Source organism: Methylohalobius crimeensis 10Ki (genome assembly GCF_000421465.1).
GTDB classification, from domain to species: domain Bacteria; phylum Pseudomonadota; class Gammaproteobacteria; order Methylococcales; family Methylothermaceae; genus Methylohalobius; species Methylohalobius crimeensis.
On record NZ_ATXB01000001.1, the window covers coordinates 2,607,782 to 2,627,876 of the forward strand.

Consider the following 20,095-nt stretch of genomic DNA (forward strand, 5'->3'; position numbering starts at 1 on the left):
AATCTGTTTGGTCTAATTCTAGACCACGGACTCAGTTAGCAGACATAAGGCCTACGAAAAATTAAACGCAATAGCACCACAAAGATATAGTTCTCGGTGCTTGACATCCTGCACCGGCAGCCCGAAGCACAAAGCACAAAGCACAAAGCACAAAGCACAAAGCACAAAGCACAAAGCACAAAGCACAAAGCACCCTAATCTTGCCACTCATCTATGCTTTATACTAAAACCATCACCGCACTGACATTCGACACCATGAACCCATCCCCCCATTTCAGGTATTTCGAGGCTTTCTCCCGCAATCTCGGCTGGATCACCGCGACCGAACAAAAAATATTGCGCACCAAGCATGTCGCCATCGCCGGGATGGGCGGCGTTGGCGGAAGCCACCTGTTGACTTTGGCCCGCCTCGGTGTTGGCGCATTTCACATCGCCGACTTCGACGTTTTCGAGCTGGCCAATTTCAACCGTCAGGCCGGCGCCACCGTCAGTCACATAGGCCGGCCCAAAGTGGAAGTGCTGGCGGAAATGGCCCTTGACATCAACCCCGAGTTGCAAATTCACCGGTTTCCGGAAGGGGTCACCCGAAACAATCTAGCGAAATTTTTTGCCGGCATGGACTTGTACGTGGACGGGCTCGATTTTTTCGCCTTCGACGCCCGCAGAATAGTATTCGACCACTGCGCAGAGGAAGGCATTCCCGCCATTACCGCCGCTCCTCTGGGGATGGGGGTGGCACTGTTGAATTTCTTGCCCGGCGGGATGACTTTCGAGGAATATTTTCGTCTTGAGGGGCAATCCGAAGACGAGCAGATTCTCCGTTTCCTATTGGGGCTATCCCCGCGGATGCTGCAAACCGGCTATCTCGCCGATCCCACAGGGGTGGACTTGGCCCACCACAAAGGGCCCTCCACTCCCATGGCGTGTGAACTCTGCGCGGGGGCCGCCGCCACCGAAGCGCTCAAGATTTTACTGCACCGGGGACCGGTTAAAGCCGCTCCGTGGGGGATGCAGTTCGACGCCTATCGCAACCGATGGGTCAAGACCTGGCGCCCCGGAGGCAACCGGAACCCGCTGCAGAAACTCGCCTTAACCATTGCCCGAAAACAGCTCATGGCTGTAAAAAATTCTGACACCCATCAACAAACACCACCCCGAACCGCGATCGAGGAAATCCTCGATGCCGCCCGCTGGGCCCCTTCCGGGGACAACACCCAGCCGTGGCGGTTCGAACTCATCGATGATCGGCATCTGGCTGTCCATGCTCACGACACCCGCGATTGGTGCGTGTACGACCTGGAAGGCCGCGCCAGCCAGCTAGCGGTCGGGGCACTACTGGAATCCATCGCTATCGCCGCCAGTCAGTTCAATCTCAAGGCACGATTCGAACGGCGCCCCGACAGTCCGGAAACCCGCCCGGTCATCGACGTTTATTTCGAAGAGGATCCCGAGACCCGTCCCGACCCCCTCTACCCCTACCTGCCTTTGCGCTCGGTCAACCGCAGGCCGTACCGGACCCGTCCCCTCAGCCGGCGGGAAATACGCGCGCTAGAGAAAGCCGTCGGAGATCGTTACCGGATTTTATGGCTGAAAAGTTGGAAACAGCGCTGGCAGGCCGCCCTGTTGATGTTCCGCAACGCCAAGCTGCGCCTGACCATGCCCGAAGCCTACAAAGTTCACAGTCAAGTGATCGAGTGGAACGCCCGCTTCAGCGAGGACAAGATTCCGGATCAATCGGTCGGTCTCGACCCCTTGGCCCTGAAATTGATGCGCTGGGCAATGGTTAGCTGGGAGCGGGTCAAGTTTCTTAACAAATGGCTTGCCGGTACCTGGCTACCACGCATCGAACTGGACTTCTTGCCGGGGATTTTCTGCGCCGCCCATTTTGCCCTTGTTGCCGGACAGGGACCGAAATCGCTCGAGGATTACCTGCAAGCCGGGCGCGCCCTGCAGCGCTTCTGGTTGACGGCCGCTTCGCTAGGGCTGCAACTCCAGCCGGAAATGACGCCGTTGATTTTTTCCGGTTACGTTCAGAAGGGCGTCGAATTTACCCAAACGAACACGGTCCGGAAAGGCGCCCAGCATCTGGCAGAACGATTCCAATCCCTTTACGGCGATCCGGTTCGGATTGTCTTTGCCGGACGAATCGGCGATGCTCCCCCCGCAATTGCCCGCTCTCTGCGTAGATCCATGGATGCGTTGCGGGTGACGTGACCGCCTGAGGCACTTTAACCGCTGCTGGAAAACGCTGGAAGCGTACACAATAGTATCTTGATATCGCTTGGCAGGCACCTGATACAGCGCCGCCAACTCATCGACGATGAGTTGGCGGCAAATATCGTTAATAACAATTTATGGGATTACGTACGCCCTATGGCTTTATGGTCCTCCCCCCTGTACGTTCCGATCCAAGAGCACACCATCGGGATCCTGATCAACCAGGTTGCCATCCAGAAGCGTTTGGAAATTGTTCGTGAGATCCGATCCCGGGTCAGTCTCCCCTTCGATACTCTTCGGATTCATCCGGATGCGCATGGCATATTCGCCTGAAGGCAAGCCCAAACCGGTGAAGTCAAGCGTCTGATCGGTCAGAGTCGGGTCCGCAAAGCTATCCTGAGTAATAATTTCGCACTCGAAGCCTGTGTCGGTAGCCACCACTTCGAAGAGCTGCCAAGTCGTCAAGTCCATCTCATAGTCAGGCCCACCGGTTGAACTTTGCACGATGTCGACGATGAAGTCGCTGCTGCTTGGGTCAAAATCAAACCGTGTAAAGTAGAAGGCGGCGCCGGGTGTCACATTAAAAACAGAGCCAGATCTTACCCGCATATCGAAGCTCTCGAGAATCGAGTCAGGATCATCGTTGACGAAATCTTCACAGGTTGTCCCCGTGGGGGAGACCCGCCCTTGGCCGTCCTCTTCTTCCTTCGGCGCGACGATTTCCTGAATCTTCAGATCCAGCGCGACCGTCCGCATTTGGTTTTCGTCCGGCAGATTGAGCTGGACTTGCAAGGCCCCGAGATTGCTGAGGTCAGCCGTCTGGGGATTCTCCGGTGTTCCACCGCATTCCACATTAAGAATCTGGGGATCGCCAGTCGCTCCCGGGTCTCCACAAAAGTCCGTCTCTTCAAAGACCGTGAATGGAATGGTTCGCGTTATCGGAAAACCCGGTGCAACCACCGAGGATTGAATGGTAAATATCGTGAAGTGAGTCGCGTCCGTATAGGCTTCAATGGTGAAGACGAAGGTCTGATCGGCCTCGTCGATCGTAAATTCGAGACCGCTTGCGGTGCCGCCGGCGGTCAGATCGAACCCTCCCAATCCATCGGGCACCAGAGCGATATCTTGATCGTCGCCGTCCCACTGGACGATACCTTCACCGGTCACGCCGGTATCGTTGTTGAACCTAAGCGTGCCGGAACTGATGGACATCACCGCACACTTGTCACCTACATCGCAAACGTCGTTACCATTCACATCATTGGTGCCTGACAAGGCGTTGACGAAAATATCGCGCTGCCCGCCCAGAATGGAGGGGATTCCTGTGCCGGTCGATTGAAAGTCGCCCGCGCCCCCTTCAACCACATCGGAGGCAACCTGCGGCTCGGTGAAAAGGTCGACGACCACCTTGTCGCCATTTACAGCCGCGGCATTATGAGCAAGACCAACGAGCAGAGAAAATGCCATCCGCCTCGATGTCAAAGAATACTTTCTAAGCTTTTGAATGTAAGTACGCATGGGAATTCTCCGTTTAAGTTTGGCGGGGTTGCCGGCATTTCTCTGCGAGGGCTCCCCGTATTCACACAAAAAAAGCGGCTCCCGTTGGAAGAAAGCCGCTTTATTTTTACGATTTCATGGTGCCTCACCAGAGGTTGGAGGATGGATCATCAGGCAAATCAAGCGATCCGCTTTCTGCGCACCATGCCTCCTGCCGCCAAACCGACACCCAACAAGGCAAGCGTCGCCGGCTCGGGGACACCTTGTTTCGTGATGGCGCCAATTTCCAGGTCAACAGCGACCGTTGCTCCATCCGAATTCAATACCACCTGCATGGCACCGACATTGTTAAAGTCGACCACGGAATTACCGGCACCGCACTCGACGGCTGCAACTCCGGGGGACGGATTTACCGCACCGCACAGAGCCGCGTTGGTAAAGTCGGAGAACAACAGTTCGCTGACTCCCGGCGTGCCATCGGAGATCAGAGTGAAGTTGGTGAAGTTATCGTCGTCCGTCCATATCCCAACATCAAATTCAAAACCCTGATCCGCCTCCAGCACCTCAAACACGAATCGATCACAACCGGTAACGGGGCAACCCTCCTGGTTGATGAAGTCGACTCCCCCGAGGCCGGTCGTATCCAGGCCGCTGGAACCGTCGTTGCCGTCCCATTGGATGGTCCCGATGCCGCTGACGCCGGTGTCGTTGTTAAATGTCAGGGTGCCGCCGCTGACACTCAAGACGGTACCCGAATCCCCGACATCGAAAACACCGTTTCCACTCACGTCATTCGCACCCGAGATGGCGTCCGCTTTCAGATCGCGGTATCCGCCCACGATGGTGGCTGGAAAATTTCCCGCTTCGCTGAAATTGTTCGCATTATCGGCATTCGCTCCATCTACGACGTCAGACGCCACCTGTCCCGTCCCCGGGTCCACAAAAAGGTCAATGACTTGCGCGCTGGCGCCACCGCTCAGGAGCAGCGCCCCGATCGCAGCCGCAGATTTAAAATAAGTCTTCATGTTCATCTCCTGTTGCAACGTTGTTACCAAGGCTTATAACCTTTGAGATACGTCTTAATTCATATCCCGCCATGGATTAAGCGATATTCATGCCAAAAATAAAAACCTATTTATAAACATAAGGTTACAACAGAGCCTCGGAAATACTGGCGGAGCTCGGCTTGAAACTGTAAATATTTCTGACAAGGTTTGCTCCAACCTTGCCTTCCCCCGAGGCTCACTTTTATTTCCAACGCTCCGTCCGGGTTCGACTCGATGCTCTCCTCAGATAGTGGGCCGCCTTCCGGCGGCCCTGGATCAAAGCCAGGCCCCCTATGCCGCTCCGCTGAATCAGTCGCTCAGCACTTTTTTGAATTTTACGGAATGGGAATACTGTAGTTGCCTATCCGGGAAAAACAGTCTCTTCGCTCTCCCGATAATTCGGGTTTAGGTACAGTTTTTCTGGGGGCGGAACATCGTGCCCACCCGGCCGAGGACAAAGCGAGTAGGCAGCAGGACGAACAGGCGCTGCAAGAAAGTGCCGCGGGCACCGATCACCAAGGGGTGTCCCAACCGGGCAAGAGAGGTCCGTACCATTTCGGTTGCCGAGCTTCCTCCTTTTATCCCCGCCTGCGCCCCTTCCAGCTTGGTCGGGGTGGGCCCGGGCAGGAAGGTCTGGACCCACACCCCCTTGCCGCGCCATTCCTCATGGAGGGCCAGGCTGAAGTGGTGGAGAAGAGCTTTGGTGGCGGCATACACCGCCATGTAGGGAACGGGCTGGTAGGCCGCCGGCGACGACACATTGATAATCACCCCGCGGCCGGAGGAGGCCAAATCGGGCATAAATTCGCGGCACAAGCTGACCGGCGCTACGGCGTTCACCCGGATCATCTCTTCATAGAAATCGGCGGGACTTTTCTCGAAAGGGGCCCAACGCCCCAGAGCGGCGTTGTTCACCAGCAGCTTTGGACAAATCTCTTCTTCTCGCAGGCGCCGATGCAACCGCTCTGCTATCCCTGGCTGCGCCAGGTCTGCGGGAAGGGCAAAGGCGTCGATGCCATGCGTCTCGGAAAGTTCGACCGCCAAGATACGGAGGCGCTCCGCCCTCCTCGCCACCAAGACGAGATTTACGCCGGCGGCCGCGAGCTGCACCGCGAATTCGCGCCCGATACCCGAGGAAGCACCGGTCACCAGCGCCCAATGTCCCTGCAATGCTTCAAGCCGCATGGCCGATCTCTCAGAGCCGGAAAGCCACCCCGAACACATAGTCTCCCCCCCCTCGCTCGACCCACTTTTCCCCGATCCGGAAGCCCTGCCGCTCCAATTCGGCAACAAACTCGGGACCACTGAAGCGATTATCAGCCGGATGCTCCAGAAAGGTTCGGGCAAACCACTTGTCCAAAAAGTGGCTGGTGGCCTCCTGAAAATAAAAACGTCCCCCGGATTTGAGCACTCTTCGGATCTCTTTGATCGCGTCTTGCCAAACGGGGACATGATGGAGGATGGCGAAGTCGAACACCGCATCGAAGCTGGCGTCTTCGGCGTCGATGGCAGTGACATCACCAACTTCAAAGCGAAGCCGCTCGGGAGGAAAATCACTCAGACGGCGACGCGCCTTGGCTATCATATCGGGATCGATATCAAGGGCATACACGGATTGCGCCCCGAAGCGGCGAAAAATCTCCCGGGTTCCCACGCCGCGCCCGCAGCCAATCTCCAAAACCCGCATGCCTTCCGTCCGCCCACCCAGCCGCTCCAGGAGGGGCACTTCGTACCATATCTGAAACGCCGCCCGGACGGGACTGTTCATCAGAAATTTTTCGACCCGGTTCATCTTCATTTGCTTGCTCCTTGATTGAGAGGCCGGCGCAGAACCACCGCCGGCTCGAAGGCGGAAGGAAAGAAATACCCCCAAAAAGCGTAAAACCAAAGCCGCGGCCGTCGCAGCATAACCTTGGCTGACGCCGGATCCAGCATCAAGTCCATATCGTGACCCAAGGCCCGACTGAATTCATCGAGGAAGCGGTAATTGGAAAACGGTATCAAAGTATCCATGTAGGAACGGCGGTAACTCCGAACAAATTCGAAACCCGTTTCTTCAGCCAAGGCATGTAGGGCTTTCTCGGTGACGATCAGGCGATGGAACGGTTGATGCAATCTCATCAGATGAGACTCAAGATCGTTCATTTTTACCGGTTCGGAATCAGCAGTGCCCAAATAGAGCAGCCCCCCCGGCCTAACCAGTTCGGAACATTCACGGATGGTTTGGCGAGGATCGGCTACGTGTTCGATCACATCATTGCCAACGACGCAATCGAACTGACGCTCAGGTTGCTTAGAATAAGCGGCCACAAAAGGGTCGTAACCGGAGACGTCGGTATAACTTTTTTCCTCGAGGTATTGAACGAAAACCCCGTTGCCGCAACCATAATCGAGAATCGATGCCTGCTTCGTAAGCCCGGCCCGGCGCAAACGTCTTAAGAGATTGCTGAGGGTGCCTCGCGCGTAAATATCCAGGCACCGCTTATTTAAAGGATAATCGCGATAGATATCCTCGAAATCCACAGGATCAATGTTATGGATGGTGAAACAGTTTGGGCACTTCCACAGATTGTGGAGGCGATCTCGGAAACGTGCGGTATTGCCACGACATGCCCCGACGTCCCCGGCTTCGGGAGCGTCGGTTTCGTAACCACAGATGAGACATTTGTATTGTGACATTGGCTTAATTCTCGAATGCATGCTTGACAGTAATCTTATGCGCCACCCGCAAAGCGTTGGCGGCGATGGTCAGACTGGGGTTAATCCCCGCGCTGCTGGGAAAAAAAGAGGCATCGACGACGTAAAGATTTTCCAATCCGTGGGCACGGTTGTCTCCGTTCAGAACACTGTCGGAAGCATTGATCCCGAAGCGACAAGTCCCGCACGCATGCGCCAACCGCTCGTTGTTTTCCGCCTGCTTGATCAGCATGGGTCGATAAGGCTTGAGCAGACGGCGCATATGCGACCGCATCTGCTTCACCCGTTCTTTTTCAACTGGACGCATTCGATAGTAGAAATGTAAACGCCCATTGGCTTCCACTTCGACCCGATTATCCTGATAAGGCAAATCCTCCACCATCGAAGCCAAAATAACGCTTCGGGACAAGCGCGCATCAAGATATTTCCGGACCAGCGGCTTCATGGGTCTGAACAAAAATTCGGCAATGGGAAACGGCCCCTGGCGCAGCTCTTGCGCCAGACTCTCCACGAGCTGAGGTGCCGGCGGAAGGGCGCCGAAACCTTGTACGGAACCATATTTACGACCACCTTCAAAATAATAGTCGCTGAAAGCCAACTCTTTCCAGGCCGTTTTTACAGCAACCCCGGTCTTGGGCCGGAGCACATATAAATCAATATAGTGGCGCATTAAATTCTTGCCCACTAACCCGCTATGGTTGGCCAGTCCATGGGGCCATTCGTCGGAAACCGACTGAAGAAGAATTTTCGGACTGAAGAGTGCGCCCGCCGCAAGAATTATAATTGATCCCTTCAACCTGATTGTTTGTGATGCGCGCCTGCAGATCACGCCCGTGACCTTATGGTGCGTTGCTTCCAACCTGAGGATCTCGCAATCGTCCAAAAGCGTTGCACCGTATCTGCTCAGGGCGGGTTGCAAACATATGCGATTGCTGTCATTTTTGCATTCCCTGGCGCATAGATAACCTTGACAGCAATTACAATCCGGCCTGTATTCACAGGCAGATGGAAGTCGATAGGGATGACAGCCTTGCTCGCGGAGAAAACTGAATAATTCCCCTCCTCCCTCTGACAGAGGCGGCGGTTCCAAGTACGGGGGATGGAAATCCTTACCCCGCAAGGCATCGGGGGTACCTCGTACGCGGTAGAGCCTTTCCGCCTCGGCATAGTAAGGAAGCAAATCTTCGTAGGCGATCGGCCAGCGCTTGGGCAAAGTGCTAGCACCAGCCTCCGGATAACAGGCGCCGGGGGTAAAATCCCCCGGGAAGAAACGTTCCAAAGCCATACCATAAAGCGCGGTAGAACCGCCTGAGCCTGAACCGACAAATGGAGTGAAAGCCTTAATCCTGCGTTTTGTCCTATCTTCGATTTCAGTCCATTCCCTACCTGCATCCTTGAAAATGTTATTCCGACTCAAATTCGGGGACAGGGTCCCGATATAGTCTTCAGCGTAACGACCTTTCAAACCGGTGGAAGACCAGGGAGATTTTCCCTTTTCACAAAAAAGAACGCTCTTACCGGCTTTTGCCAGGGCATAACCGATAGTGGCCCCACCCATGCCTGTCCCTACCACGACAACATCCCAGTGTTTGTTAACGATATCTTCGATCATGCTTCATCCAAGGGGGGAGGAGTTTCTTCCTCCGCTTGAGTCGACTTGTTGCGCCACCATTTCTCGAAAACATTGGCCGGAATCGTATTGTTTTAATATATAGGCAGCGTCACCGGCTGCCCGACCATAAGCAACATCTTCCAGTATCAAGGCTGCCGTTTTACAAATTTCCAGGGGGTCGACGCGAGCAGCGCGGAAAGCAATGCCGGCACCCAAGTGAGCGATAGCCCCCATATTCAGCAATTGATCCATATTGGAGCAAATGCCTATTACCGGTATTCCGCACGCCAGTGCCTGGTAGGTAGTCAAGCTGCCCCCATTGCTGACTACCAATTGCGCTCGGCGAGTCACCACTTCCATGGGCAGTTCTTCGGCGACAAAAACATTGGCGGGCAATTTGCCGAGATCTATTTTGCCCAAAGTAGCGGCAACGATAGTGACAGGAAGAGAGGAAAGCCCTTGAATGACCGATGGCAGAAGGTGGGTTCGTCCCGAGCTTCCCAAAGTCACGAATATGACCGGCCGGTCCGAAGGCAAGCGCTCCCACCACTCGGGTAACGCCGCTTTGGTGGACCAAAGGACCGGACCCAAAAAGTGATGGTCGGCCGGCAAAGCAAGCCCCGGATAAAGCTCGGGAACATCGGCATACAATACGGTATCGCCGTCGGTGTAAAAATACCTGACATCCGGCGGCAGTTCTGCCAAACCGTGGCGCCGGCGTAGGTTATTAAAAGGGCGAGCGTGAATGGCGAAGACTTGTGAGATGACCTTGCGGAATACAGGTTCCAACCACGCCGGAGGCAACCATTCCAGGGGGGTCAAGCAGGGATAGGGAGGAATCGCGCACCATTCCGGTCGCCAGTAGGCGTTGGCAATGTTGACATAAGGCACCTCCTCTGTCCGGGCGCTGATGGAAAGCGACAGGCGGAAATCCCCCACGACCACGTCCGGCCGGATCTGATTAAGCAGTCGAAGATCGTCGGCGACATAGCGCCTGAGGAGGTTTTTGGAGAAGATACGCAACCCCCAATCCAGCGCTCGCCTGAATTGGGACGGAGCCATGCTATCAAGAAAATGGATGGGAAGTGTGTAATCAGTCAGGAATTTTCGAAAGCCATTATCCGGACAAGCCAGATGAACATCCCATTCATCCGTCGACAACTGGTCGATCAAGGCCAGCGGCCGGGCCAAATGAGCCAGGGTAACCGCCTCGGCGAAGAACAAGATCCGTGTCTTTCCCATATCAGGGCAACCGCGGCAGGATGGCGGGATTGAACATCTCCACACGGATTTCGGAACTGTGAAAACGATAATCCTCCCACACCAAAACGGTGGCCTTACCGGTTTGATGGTTGATCATCAACATCCTGCCCGGCCGCCAAAACTTACCCAAGTAGTGTTTGTATCGATGATAGGTGAGGGATTTCAAATGATCGCCGCGACGATTATAGTATTCAATCTTCCAAGGAATATAATGTTCCTGATCGGTCCAGATCACCTGTTTACTGTAAAGAGAGTTCTCGTCCTTGGGATAACGTTCAGTTACGAATACCGAACGCCCTTTGTAATTATCGTCACGCAAGTATTTATAGGTGTATTTCTCGAGCACCGGTGCAGTCATGTCCTCGTAAGAAAATTCGCTGCCCATAAAAGAACCGCCCTTGTTGGCGGCAGAAATCCTTTTCACCCGTTTGAGTGCAGGCAGATACAGCCACTGGTCATCGTCTCCTTGCTTATGGGAGAAAGTCAGGAACTTGGTGCCGGCCACGTCGGCGGGGCTGTCGAAAATCAATAGGCTTTTGTCGCCATCATCGTTTCCTTCTAAATTGAAACTGCGAAGGTAGCGTTTGCTAGTTTCGCCGCGCTGATTACGCAGCAGCATCATTAGGTCGACCCGGAAATCTCGCCACCCTTCGTCGCGCCGCTCGACCTCACGCGCGATTTCCAGACCCCGCTCTTCTGGCGTTAAAGCGAAAACGCTGGGATACCAAAACAAACAGACAAACCACAAAGATAATTTAATTATCGATTTGCGTCGCATTGGCATACTTTTTTTCCCTCTCACTTGCAAGCAACAAAGGCGGCAACAGAAGAAAATCTGCCATCAGCGCAAAGCTGATGGTAACCGCAACCAAAAGACCCATTTGGGCGTTGATCTCAAAATCCGACAGAGTCAGCACCAGGAAACCCGCCGCCAAAACCAATGAAGTAACCCATATGGCCCTGCCCACCTGCTCAAAAGCATAGTTGATCGCAGCCACGGGCGAATATTGCAAATAATTTCGACCGCGAAGATATTTACTCAGAAAATGGACCGTATCATCCACCACGATCCCCAGCGTCATACTCGCCACCACCGATAAGCCCATGCTGATCTGCCCGTGGATTATTCCCCACAATCCGAAGGCCATAAGCGCCGGAACCACGTTAGGGATCAGACTGACCAGCCCCCAAAAAGCAGAACGGAAAGCAACGACCAGCGTCAAGGAAATCACCGCAAAAGCCACCCCTACGCCCAGCAACATGCCACGGATATTGCTTTGGCCGATATGGGCGAACATGACTGTTCCCGCCGCTTGTGCCTGCATGTAATCAGGGGTGTTTTGCTGCAGCCAACGGTCGGAACGCTGTTCCAGGTCTAACAACTGATTGCTAGAAAGGTTTTTTAGGGTAATGGTAATGCGCGAAGCCGACTTATCTACATTGATGCGATCATTGAGCTCCAATCCTGCCGGTAGGGACATCTGGTATAACAAAAGATATTGTGCGGCCAATTCCCGGCTGTTCGGAATTCGATACCAAGCCGGATCGTTGGCATGCATGTTTCTATTAAGGCGCTTGATAATATCGGCGATCGAATAGACATGAAGGGTCTCGGGTTGGTTTCGGAACCAATGGGCAAAGCGATTCAAGGATTTCAGATACTCCGGCTCGGTAATACTTCCTCCTTGGGGAGCCCGAAGCGAATATTCCATAATATACATACCTGTTAGACGGGAGGTGGCGTACTCCGTATCCGCTCTGAATGTCACCGAAGGCGAAAAGTATTTAATCAGATCGTCGTTGAGTTCATTGCGTAGAGCAAAACCAGACAAGCAAAGCACAATTGCCGGCATGATAACCAACAACGCTTGACGTCGGTTAACCACGAAATTCGCCAGTTTTCCCATCCAAATAGCATCATGGCTGACGGCACTAGAAATGCCAATCGGCATGAACATGGCCAGCAATGGCAATAGCAGCAGGGTATAGATAAACGCGAACCCCACTCCCATAGCCGAGATGTTTCCCAAATCGCGAAACGGAGGAGAATCGCTGAAATTCAGACTCAAAAACCCTAATGCGGTGGTAAAGCTGGTTAGAAAAACTGGCTGGAGATTGGTTTTCAAGCTTTCGGTCATAGCATTGAACTGAAATTGACGCCAGTCAAGTGGGCTGAGCCAGCCACGCCGCAAAACAATCAGAAAAGTCATCAGAACATGAACGCAATCAGCCACCGCCAAGGTTAGAATGATGTTGGGCGCCGCTGCCGAAGGGGGGGAAATGCGAAAACCCAACCAGCCGGCCAAACCCATGGTCGCACCAATAGACAGCAAGAGAGCGAGATAAGCCCACAAAGCGGCAACCAGGGAACGCAATAGCAGCCACATAGCAACAAACACAAGACCGAACATGAGAGGGAACAGCGTTCCCATGTCCTGCTGGGAGGCTTCAGGGAAAGCTTGGCTCATCATCACGCCGCCGGTCAGCCGGACTTCCAGCAAAGGATCGCGTTCCTCCAATTGCCGCGCCAACTGCCGCACATGCGCCACTACCTTGGGGATCTCGGTCTGTTCATCAACTTCGGGCAGACGGACTGTCACGTGTACTCCCGTCACTCGCCCGTCGGGAGATACGACTCTTTGAACCAGCAAGGGTTCACTAAGTGCAATCCGGCGAATTGCAGCCATATCGCCCTGCGTTAGGGTTTCAGCATCTCGATAGAGATCGCGCACGATAAGTTCATTGCTACGCCCTACCGTGTACTGAAAGTTTTGCAGGGAATCGACCCTTTGCACATAGGGGATTAACCATGCTTGCTGCGTCAGCCATTCCACGTCATCAAGAACGCGGAGATTAAATACGCTGCCTTCCTTGGGAGTTAGGACAAACAACACCGTGTCATCCTTGGTATAGGTGTCGTGAATGGTGTCAAGGGCCTGGAGGTATGGATTATCGGGATTGAAAAATACCCGATAGTTGGTGGTAAAAGTCAGGAATCGGGCACCGCTGATAAGCGCACCTGTTGCCAAAAGAAGCGTCACTAGCACCCACCAGCGCCAGCGATGCATCCATTTGAGGTAGCTTCGATGCATATTAATCAGGGTGTAAATCTTTCAATAAGGCTTGTGCCGCCGGACGTTTCGGGAATTGCTCCGCCTGGGTCAAAAGCGATTCCAATACCTGACGTGCCTTGTTCTTTTGGCCGTCGGCAATTAATAACTTAGCCCAGTGGTATTGAATTAGAGGATTTTCTGGCTGCTTTGCGACAGCCAATTGCATTTCTTCCAATGCGCGGCTGTTATTCCCATTGATACTGAGAGTCCAAGCCAATGTGTCGCGCATGCGAGCGGACTCCGGCATCAACTTAACCGCCCGTTCCGCGTAACGCAATGCTTCTCGGGGGGCTTTATTCCGCAGCAGCCACGCCAGATCATTCAGCGCCATGGCATGATCCGGATATATCTTCAACAAAGCACGCAAGCGATCTATCGTTTCATCCAGACGATCACTTTTCCACAGCAGGTTGGCATAAGCGTAGGCAGCAGATCCGTCGCCCGGATGTTTACTCATCCAAGTCTTCAGAATCTCTTCGGAGCGCTTTTTGTCTCCACTGAACCAGTAAGCGCGAGCCAGGTTGATCGTCCAGCTGGAATCGGCCGATTGTGCCAATGCCTTTTCGTAATTGGAGATCACCGCCTCCCAGTCACCCGACTTCATCGCCAGCTCAGCTCGAAAGGCGAGCACACCCGCATTGTCCGGATAATTTTCAAATAATCTCTGTGCGTCTTCCTGGGCCTGTTGGATCTTGTTTTGCGACAATTTCAGCTTGATCAACGCCAGCCTCGCAGGAATAAAAGCGGGATCTAATTCCGCAGCCTTCTTCCACATGCGTTCGGCTTTCACAAAATCGTCATTTCCAAGTGCCACTTTGCCAGCCAAATAATGGGCTTCAGCCGAGGATGGCGACGCTTCCAGAAGTTGCTGAACGCTTTCGCGGGCGCTCGTCAATTGGTCGGTCTGCATCTGGGCTTTGACCAACAACATCAATAGATCTACCTGTTGCGGATATCTCGGCAGGATCTTTTCTACTAAAGTTTGCGCTTTCTGGAACTCCCCGTAATTCAAATAAAATTGGGCCAGAATTACATGGGGAGCTAGGCTTTCAGGATGATCGCTAACAGCCTGTTCCAATTTTTGGCGGAAATCCTCCAACTTGCCTTCCTTTTCATCCAGCTCAGCTAAACGAAGCTGCGTGGCCAGATCTTTCGGATGTCGTTTTAAAACAACTTCGTATAAGTCCCGAGCATCGCTATATTTTTGGTCTTTGATTGCAAACTGCGCCAAATTGTGAGCAATTGCAGGATTGCCGGGTTCTCTCTCCCAGGCCATTTGAAAAGTGCTCTCCGCCTGCTCGCTTTCCCCCCGCGCAAGCTGAAGCGCACCAAGCAGATTAAATGGCAAGGCGCTGTCCACTAAATCCTTCTCGTCTTGCAAGCTCTGGATCAACTCCTCCGCTTCATTGAATTTCTTGGTCCGCAGATAGGACAAGGCTAATTGGACCTTGGCAGGAATCAGACCGGGATCCTGAACCAAGGCTTCCTTGAGTTCCTTGATTCCTAACTCACTCTCTCCACCGGCCAATAGCCCCAAACCTAACTTAGTTCGATATTCGGCTGATTCCGGTTCCAGCCCCACCATTTTCTGCAGATATTCAATACCCTTGTCTTGATTTCCCAGCGCAAACTCTATCTTGCTCATAATTTCTAGAACAACGCGATTCTCCGGTTGAAAAAGTAAAACCGGCTCCAGCGTCTTTTTGGCCTCTTTAGCCGCCCCCAGTCTGAGCTGGGTTAAGGCCAATACTTTTCTCGCTCGAACTGAATTGGGAGCGGACGTCATAAAGCGCGACAAATTTTCTTCTGCCTGGGCCAAATGATTCTGCAACAGATGGGCCACGCCGAGAAAATAATAGCCGGGCAGATATTGGTTATTGAGAGTAAGGACTTGCTCCAACTGGGTCTGAGCCTCGGCGTATCGTTTTTGCTGCAAAGCTAATAAACCAGCAGCATAGTGGGTCATAAAATAGCGAGGCGCGATTTTCTGAAGCCGTTGGATGTCCTCGGTCGCCCCTGCATACTTTTGACGCTCGATACGAACTAAAGCACGATCGACAAGGTCTGAAATGTTGATTGTATTAAAGTCGATTGCCTTGTCATAAGCCTCCTCGGCCTCTTCATAATTTTCCGCAACCCTTGCCAATTCAGCCTTAAAGCGCCATAGGCGTCCCTCCTCGGGAGCAACCTGCAATGCTTCGTCGAGCAGCCTTTCCGCCCGCCCCAAGTCATTATTTTTTGCCGCCAATCGCGCCATCCCAAGTTTCGGCAGAGGAGCTTGTGGATCAATTGCCAACCCCCGTCGATACTCAGCCTCGGCATTGTCGAGATTCCCCACCATTAGCCAGGCATCGCCGCGCAAAGACATTAATTTCACTTGCTGTTGAGGGGGAAGATTCGGCGGCACCTCGATTTTATCCAAGATTTCTCGATGTTTGTTCTGCAATATCAGTGCTTCAGCCAGAGAAATCATAATCGCTTCTTTAGCCACACCCAATTCCACCGCGCGACGCAATTCCTTTTCTGCCGAGGCCCCATTGCCGGCTTGGACATAAAGTTGTCCCAAAAGCCTTCTTGCCTCAGGGTTTTTCGGGTTTTTCTGCAGGGCGTTCTTGAGTTCAATTATGCTCGCGCGCAGGTCACCTTGCGCCTGATATTCCTTTGCCCGGGAAATGTGTTCTGCGTCGGTCAGATCGGGGGAGCAGGCACTGATTGTCAATGCGGCTATCAACGCCACGCTTAAGCGGCGTAAACTTAGTGCGGAATGGGCCATGAGTAAACTCCTGTGAATAATGTACAACATGTAAATTCCGGCGCGGCTTTTTTCGAACGCTAGAAAAACACTTGTGCTTGTCCCCGAAAGGGATAAGGTATCGCTTTTTCACTCCTCCTGTTCCTCAATCCGCCGCTTATGAATCTGCTCGCGGGCTTGCCGAGCCAAGTCCAGATAACGCTGACGCAGGATCTCCAATTCTTTCTCCTCCATTTCCTCCAGATCCAAAAGGATGTTTTCGGCCGAATCCATCGCGCGGATGAGTTCGTCGAGCTTGATCTGGATGGCGTCGGTGTCGCGATTCTGGGTGTGTTGGATCAAGAACACCATCAGGAAAGTCACGATCGTGGTGGCGGTATTGATGATCAACTGCCAGGTGTCGCTGAAGCCAAACACCGGCCCGCTCAGCATCCACAGCAAAATAATGGCGATGGCGATGCTGAAGGCGAAGGGCCTTCCCGCCAAGCGCGAAGACAAACGGGCGAAGTGGTCGAAACGGCTGATCCAATAACCGGTATTGACACCCCATCGCCGGAACCGAGCTTCGATTGCAGCGGCGATTTTCAGTTCCTCTCTTTTAGCCATGGGTTCTCCTCCTCTTGGGGTATGTTTTTTTATAAATTTAATCCAGGCTATCCAAAACCCCTTCCAGCTCCAGGGTCAGGGCGGCGAAAAGGGTCAGATCTCCCGGCGGGCAAAGCTCGATCTCCCGGCCCAAGCGCTGGAAACGGGTGAATTTCTGCAGGCAATTGGGACAGCGTAGCAAATCGCCAATGGCTCGTCCGTCCTTGACCATAAAGCGGGCAATCCGGGCGCACGCCCCTTCGAGACGTTCCTCCAGGGTATTTTGGAGTCGACTTTCGCCTTCGGAACGGACCGCGACCTTGGCCAGCAGATCGAGCAATCCCGGCACCCCCAAGAATTCGGCCACTTCCCGGAAGATGCGCGCCACCTCGGCGAAATCGCCTTCCAAATCCAGGGTCAACCCCACCAACACGGGGAATTCCCGTATCTTGTCCAGCTGCATCAGCCGTTGCACCAATGCCTCCGGCAAACCTTCGGCGAGCAAATAGGCCGCTTCCCGCTCTTCCATCGAAAGGGACAGTTGGCGGGTGTAAATTTGCCAATCATCCCGACAGCGGGCAAGGGTTTCCGCGGCCGGCTCGATTCGTCTTCCCTGCTCCAAAAACCAGCGGCAGCACAACGCCAGGGCCTCCTCCACCCGCAGCAGCCAGACGTACACGCTCTGCGTGGATAAGGGCCCTTCCCGGGCCAGAAGCGCCTTGCGCAGCGCTTGACCTTCGATCACGGCATCGAAGGTCAAATACAAACCCACCGCCGACTCGATCAGGGAGCTGCCGATATCCTCCACCCAGGTCAGAAAAGTGACCCCGGCCCGGTCGATCAGAAAATTGCTCAAACAGGTGGCGGTAATCTCCCGCGCCAAGGGGTGGCAAACAATTTCTTCGCCGAAATGCTCCGCAAGAACGGGGGGGAAATAACCCATCAAACAGGAGTGTAAAAAATCCTGACAGAGAAAATCCGGACGCGCCAGCAAGGCCTGCTTGAGCTGCATCTTGGCGTGGGAAGAGAGGACCGCCAGCTCGGGCCGGGTAAGATCGGCTTGGGAACGGGCCATCACCGTCTCCCGGCCGGGGAAATCCTCCGCGATTCGGTCCAGGAGACCGGCGTTTTCCAGCCGATCGGCCAGCCTCAAAAACGGCGCCACGTCCCGGCGCGACCGCGCCGCCTCCAAGGATATTCCCAACCCCTGGCCGGCGTTGTGCGCCAAAACGTGCGCCACCGCGGCCTCGCTGATCCGGTCCAGCCACCGGTGGGGGGTATCCTCCAGCTTACCCGCCCGTTGGAGCTGATCGAGCAAAATCTTGAAATTGACTTCGTGATCGGAAAGATCCACGCCGCCGGAGTTGTCGATGGCATCCAAATTGATTTTGCCGCCACTCAGCGCATATTCGATCCGACCCTTTTGCGTGAAGCCGAGATTGGCGCCCTCGGCCACCACGGACACCTTGAGCTGCCGGCCATCCACCCGCACGCCGTCGTTGCCGGGATCGCCCACGGCTTCGTTTTTCTCCTCCTCGGCCTTGACGTAGGTGCCGATCCCTCCCAGCCAAAGCAGATCGGCCTCGGCGGTGAGTAAATAATGCATCAAGCGCTCGCCGTCCAAGGTCGTCTGTCTGATACCGAGCCAGCGCCGCACCCGGGGGGAAAGCTGGATTTCCTTGGCCTCCCGCGACCAAACGCCGCCCCCCTCGGAGATCAGGGAGCGGTCGTAGCGGTCCCAGTCGGCCGCCTCTTCGAACAGGCGCTTGCGCTCTCGATAGGAAACCTCGGGGTCGGAGTCGGGATCGAGGAAGATATAGCGCCCGGAAAAGGCCGCCAACAGCTTCAGGCGCGAAGACATGAGAAGCCCGTTACCGAACACATCGCCGTCCATGCTGCCGATCCCGATGGCGGTCACGGTTTCTCGATCCAGATCGCGGTCCAATTCGCGAAAGTGGCGTCGGGCGCATTCCCAAGCGCCCTTGGCGGTGATCCCCAATCGCTTGTGATCGTAGCCGTGGGAACCGCCGCTGGCGAAGGCGTCTCCGAGCCAGAATTGATAGTCCGCCGCCACCTGGTTGGCGGTATCCGACAGGCGGGCGGTTCCTTTGTCGGCCGCCACCACCAGATAATCGTCGTCGCCGTCGTAGCAAAGCACCCCGGGCGGGTGAACCACGCGGCCGTCCTCCCGGTTATCGGTCAAATCCAACAGGGCGCGCATGAAGTTGATGTAGGCATGCTTGAGATCGGAGGGAGCGGCATTCGGCCGTTTGACCACGAACCCGCCCTTGGCGCCCTCGGGGACGATCAAGGCGTTCTTGAGCATCTGAGTTCGCATGAGCTCCCAAATCTCGGTGCGAAAATCCTCCCGCCGCTCGGACCAGCGGATACCGCCCCGCGCCACTCGGCTGCCGCGCAGGTGCACCGCCTCCATGGTGGCGTGATGGACATAGATTTCGAACAAGGGCCGGGGAGCCGGCATCTCGATCACGCCCAAGCCGCTGAGCTTGAAAGCGAATCGGTCCTCGGCGCCGGGACGGAAAAAATTGGTCCGCACCGTGGCATCGATCAAATTGAACACCATTCGCAGCAAGCGGTCGGCATGGAGGTCATCCACGCCGGCCAAGACTTCTTGGAGCTGCAAGCGCAGCGGCAAAAGCCCCTCTTCTTCGCGCTCGGTCAGCGTGGGCCAGGCAAGGCCGGGATCGAAGCGGATACGGAAATACTCACAGAGCAGCCGCGCCGCTTCCGGGTAATCCAGCAACGCCCGATGAAAGCTTTCCCGGCTGCCGCGTCCGTCCAGTTGCAGGTAGTAATTGCGATAGCCGCGCAGCACGTCGATCCGGCGCCAATCGAGCCCGGCTCCGAGCGCCAAGCCGTTCAAGGGATCGTCTTCGACCCGACCGGCCAAGATCGCGGCCAACAGCCCCAGCACGCCCTCGCGGGCGGCGGTCAAACGCTCCCGGCCGCTCGGGTCCTCCACTTGGAAACAACGCAGGTGGATCGTCTCTTGCGGCGCATGGATACGGAAACTGCGCTGATCGGCCACTCTCAAGCCCAGATTTTTAAGGAGCGGCAGCCATTCATCCAGATAGCTGGCTTGACGCAGATAAAACCTAAGGCAAGGACGGGGGGCTTCCGGCCATAGATCCACCCCCGACGGTGCCGAGCAACCTTCGATAAAACGGATATCCCGCAGCGCCTGGCGCGGACTAACCACGCGCCGATAGGCTCCGGGAAAGGCATCCCGGTAACGGGCGGCCATCTCGGGGTCCGCCAAGGCTTCGAATTCCGTTTCCCAGGCCCCCATCGC

General features: G+C 54.9%; 13 protein-coding genes. 1 reads left to right on the forward strand and 12 read right to left on the reverse strand.

Going from position 1 to position 20,095, the window contains the following annotated elements:
- Positions 1-213: 213 nt before the first annotated feature.
- On the forward strand, positions 214-2,214 hold the full coding sequence (locus H035_RS19640) for a ThiF family adenylyltransferase (protein WP_022949365.1): 2,001 nt from the start codon (positions 214-216) through the stop codon (positions 2,212-2,214).
- Positions 2,215-2,379: 165 nt separating this feature from the next.
- On the opposite strand, the gene H035_RS0112790 is transcribed toward H035_RS19640, so the two are convergent.
- The 12 genes from H035_RS0112790 to H035_RS19650 form a co-directional block, all read right to left on the reverse strand.
- Positions 2,380-3,735 (reverse strand): hypothetical protein, encoded by a 1,356-nt coding sequence (locus tag H035_RS0112790; protein ID WP_022949366.1) that lies wholly within the window; start codon positions 3,733-3,735, stop codon positions 2,380-2,382.
- A gap of 158 nt (positions 3,736-3,893) precedes the next feature.
- Positions 3,894-4,739, reverse strand: a complete 846-nt coding sequence (locus H035_RS0112795; protein WP_022949367.1) for a PEP-CTERM sorting domain-containing protein — start codon at positions 4,737-4,739, stop codon at positions 3,894-3,896.
- Between the two features lie 426 nt (positions 4,740-5,165).
- Entirely contained in the window at positions 5,166-5,945 is a 780-nt protein-coding gene (locus H035_RS0112800) for an SDR family NAD(P)-dependent oxidoreductase (protein WP_022949368.1), read from the reverse strand.
- 10 nt (positions 5,946-5,955) lie between these two features.
- A complete protein-coding gene (locus tag H035_RS0112805) occupies positions 5,956-6,558 on the reverse strand; it encodes a class I SAM-dependent methyltransferase (RefSeq protein ID WP_022949369.1) in 603 nt (200 codons plus the stop codon).
- Positions 6,555-7,439: a methyltransferase domain-containing protein gene (locus H035_RS0112810; RefSeq protein ID WP_022949370.1), complete on the reverse strand. Its 885-nt coding sequence runs from the start codon at positions 7,437-7,439 to the stop codon at positions 6,555-6,557. Before H035_RS0112810 ends, H035_RS0112805 begins: the two co-directional genes overlap by 4 nt.
- Before the next feature lie 4 nt (positions 7,440-7,443).
- Positions 7,444-9,069: a GMC oxidoreductase gene (locus H035_RS19645; protein WP_022949371.1), complete on the reverse strand. Its 1,626-nt coding sequence runs from the start codon at positions 9,067-9,069 to the stop codon at positions 7,444-7,446.
- Between the two features lie 3 nt (positions 9,070-9,072).
- On the reverse strand, positions 9,073-10,311 hold the full coding sequence (locus H035_RS0112820; RefSeq protein WP_022949372.1) for a glycosyltransferase: 1,239 nt from the start codon (positions 10,309-10,311) through the stop codon (positions 9,073-9,075).
- Position 10,312: 1 nt separating this feature from the next.
- A complete protein-coding gene (locus H035_RS0112825) occupies positions 10,313-11,116 on the reverse strand; it encodes an outer membrane lipoprotein-sorting protein (RefSeq protein WP_235044582.1) in 804 nt (267 codons plus the stop codon).
- Entirely contained in the window at positions 11,088-13,400 is a 2,313-nt protein-coding gene (locus tag H035_RS0112830) for an efflux RND transporter permease subunit (protein WP_200861548.1), read from the reverse strand. Before H035_RS0112830 ends, H035_RS0112825 begins: the two co-directional genes overlap by 29 nt.
- Positions 13,401-13,425: 25 nt before the next feature.
- Positions 13,426-16,218 carry an XrtA/PEP-CTERM system TPR-repeat protein PrsT gene (gene prsT, locus H035_RS0112835; RefSeq protein ID WP_022949373.1) on the reverse strand — a complete coding sequence of 931 codons (2,793 nt, stop codon included), beginning with the start codon at positions 16,216-16,218 and terminating at the stop codon, positions 13,426-13,428.
- A gap of 108 nt (positions 16,219-16,326) precedes the next feature.
- Positions 16,327-16,803, reverse strand: coding sequence for a low affinity iron permease family protein (locus H035_RS0112840; protein WP_022949374.1), 477 nt, complete (start codon positions 16,801-16,803; stop codon positions 16,327-16,329).
- Positions 16,804-16,840: 37 nt separating this feature from the next.
- On the reverse strand, positions 16,841-20,092 hold the full coding sequence (locus H035_RS19650; RefSeq protein ID WP_022949375.1) for an NAD-glutamate dehydrogenase domain-containing protein: 3,252 nt from the start codon (positions 20,090-20,092) through the stop codon (positions 16,841-16,843).
- Between the last annotated feature and the right edge of the window lie 3 nt (positions 20,093-20,095).

What these genes read in the sequence shown, in the direction of transcription:
- H035_RS0112830 (WP_200861548.1), bottom strand. Translation starts at nt 13,400, where the DNA reads ATGCATCGCTGGCGCTGGTGGGTGCTAGTGACGCTTCTTTTGGCAACA.
- H035_RS0112810 (WP_022949370.1), bottom strand. Translation starts at nt 7,439, where the DNA reads ATGTCACAATACAAATGTCTCATCTGTGGTTACGAAACCGACGCTCCC.
- H035_RS0112805 (WP_022949369.1), bottom strand. Translation starts at nt 6,558, where the DNA reads ATGAAGATGAACCGGGTCGAAAAATTTCTGATGAACAGTCCCGTCCGG.
- prsT (WP_022949373.1), bottom strand. Translation starts at nt 16,218, where the DNA reads ATGGCCCATTCCGCACTAAGTTTACGCCGCTTAAGCGTGGCGTTGATA.
- H035_RS0112825 (WP_235044582.1), bottom strand. Translation starts at nt 11,116, where the DNA reads ATGCCAATGCGACGCAAATCGATAATTAAATTATCTTTGTGGTTTGTC.
- H035_RS0112800 (WP_022949368.1), bottom strand. Translation starts at nt 5,945, where the DNA reads ATGCGGCTTGAAGCATTGCAGGGACATTGGGCGCTGGTGACCGGTGCT.
- H035_RS19650 (WP_022949375.1), bottom strand. Translation starts at nt 20,092, where the DNA reads ATGGGGGCCTGGGAAACGGAATTCGAAGCCTTGGCGGACCCCGAGATG.
- H035_RS0112790 (WP_022949366.1), bottom strand. Translation starts at nt 3,735, where the DNA reads ATGCGTACTTACATTCAAAAGCTTAGAAAGTATTCTTTGACATCGAGG.
- H035_RS0112820 (WP_022949372.1), bottom strand. Translation starts at nt 10,311, where the DNA reads ATGGGAAAGACACGGATCTTGTTCTTCGCCGAGGCGGTTACCCTGGCT.
- H035_RS19640 (WP_022949365.1), top strand. Translation starts at nt 214, where the DNA reads ATGCTTTATACTAAAACCATCACCGCACTGACATTCGACACCATGAAC.
- H035_RS19645 (WP_022949371.1), bottom strand. Translation starts at nt 9,069, where the DNA reads ATGATCGAAGATATCGTTAACAAACACTGGGATGTTGTCGTGGTAGGG.
- H035_RS0112795 (WP_022949367.1), bottom strand. Translation starts at nt 4,739, where the DNA reads ATGAAGACTTATTTTAAATCTGCGGCTGCGATCGGGGCGCTGCTCCTG.
- H035_RS0112840 (WP_022949374.1), bottom strand. Translation starts at nt 16,803, where the DNA reads ATGGCTAAAAGAGAGGAACTGAAAATCGCCGCTGCAATCGAAGCTCGG.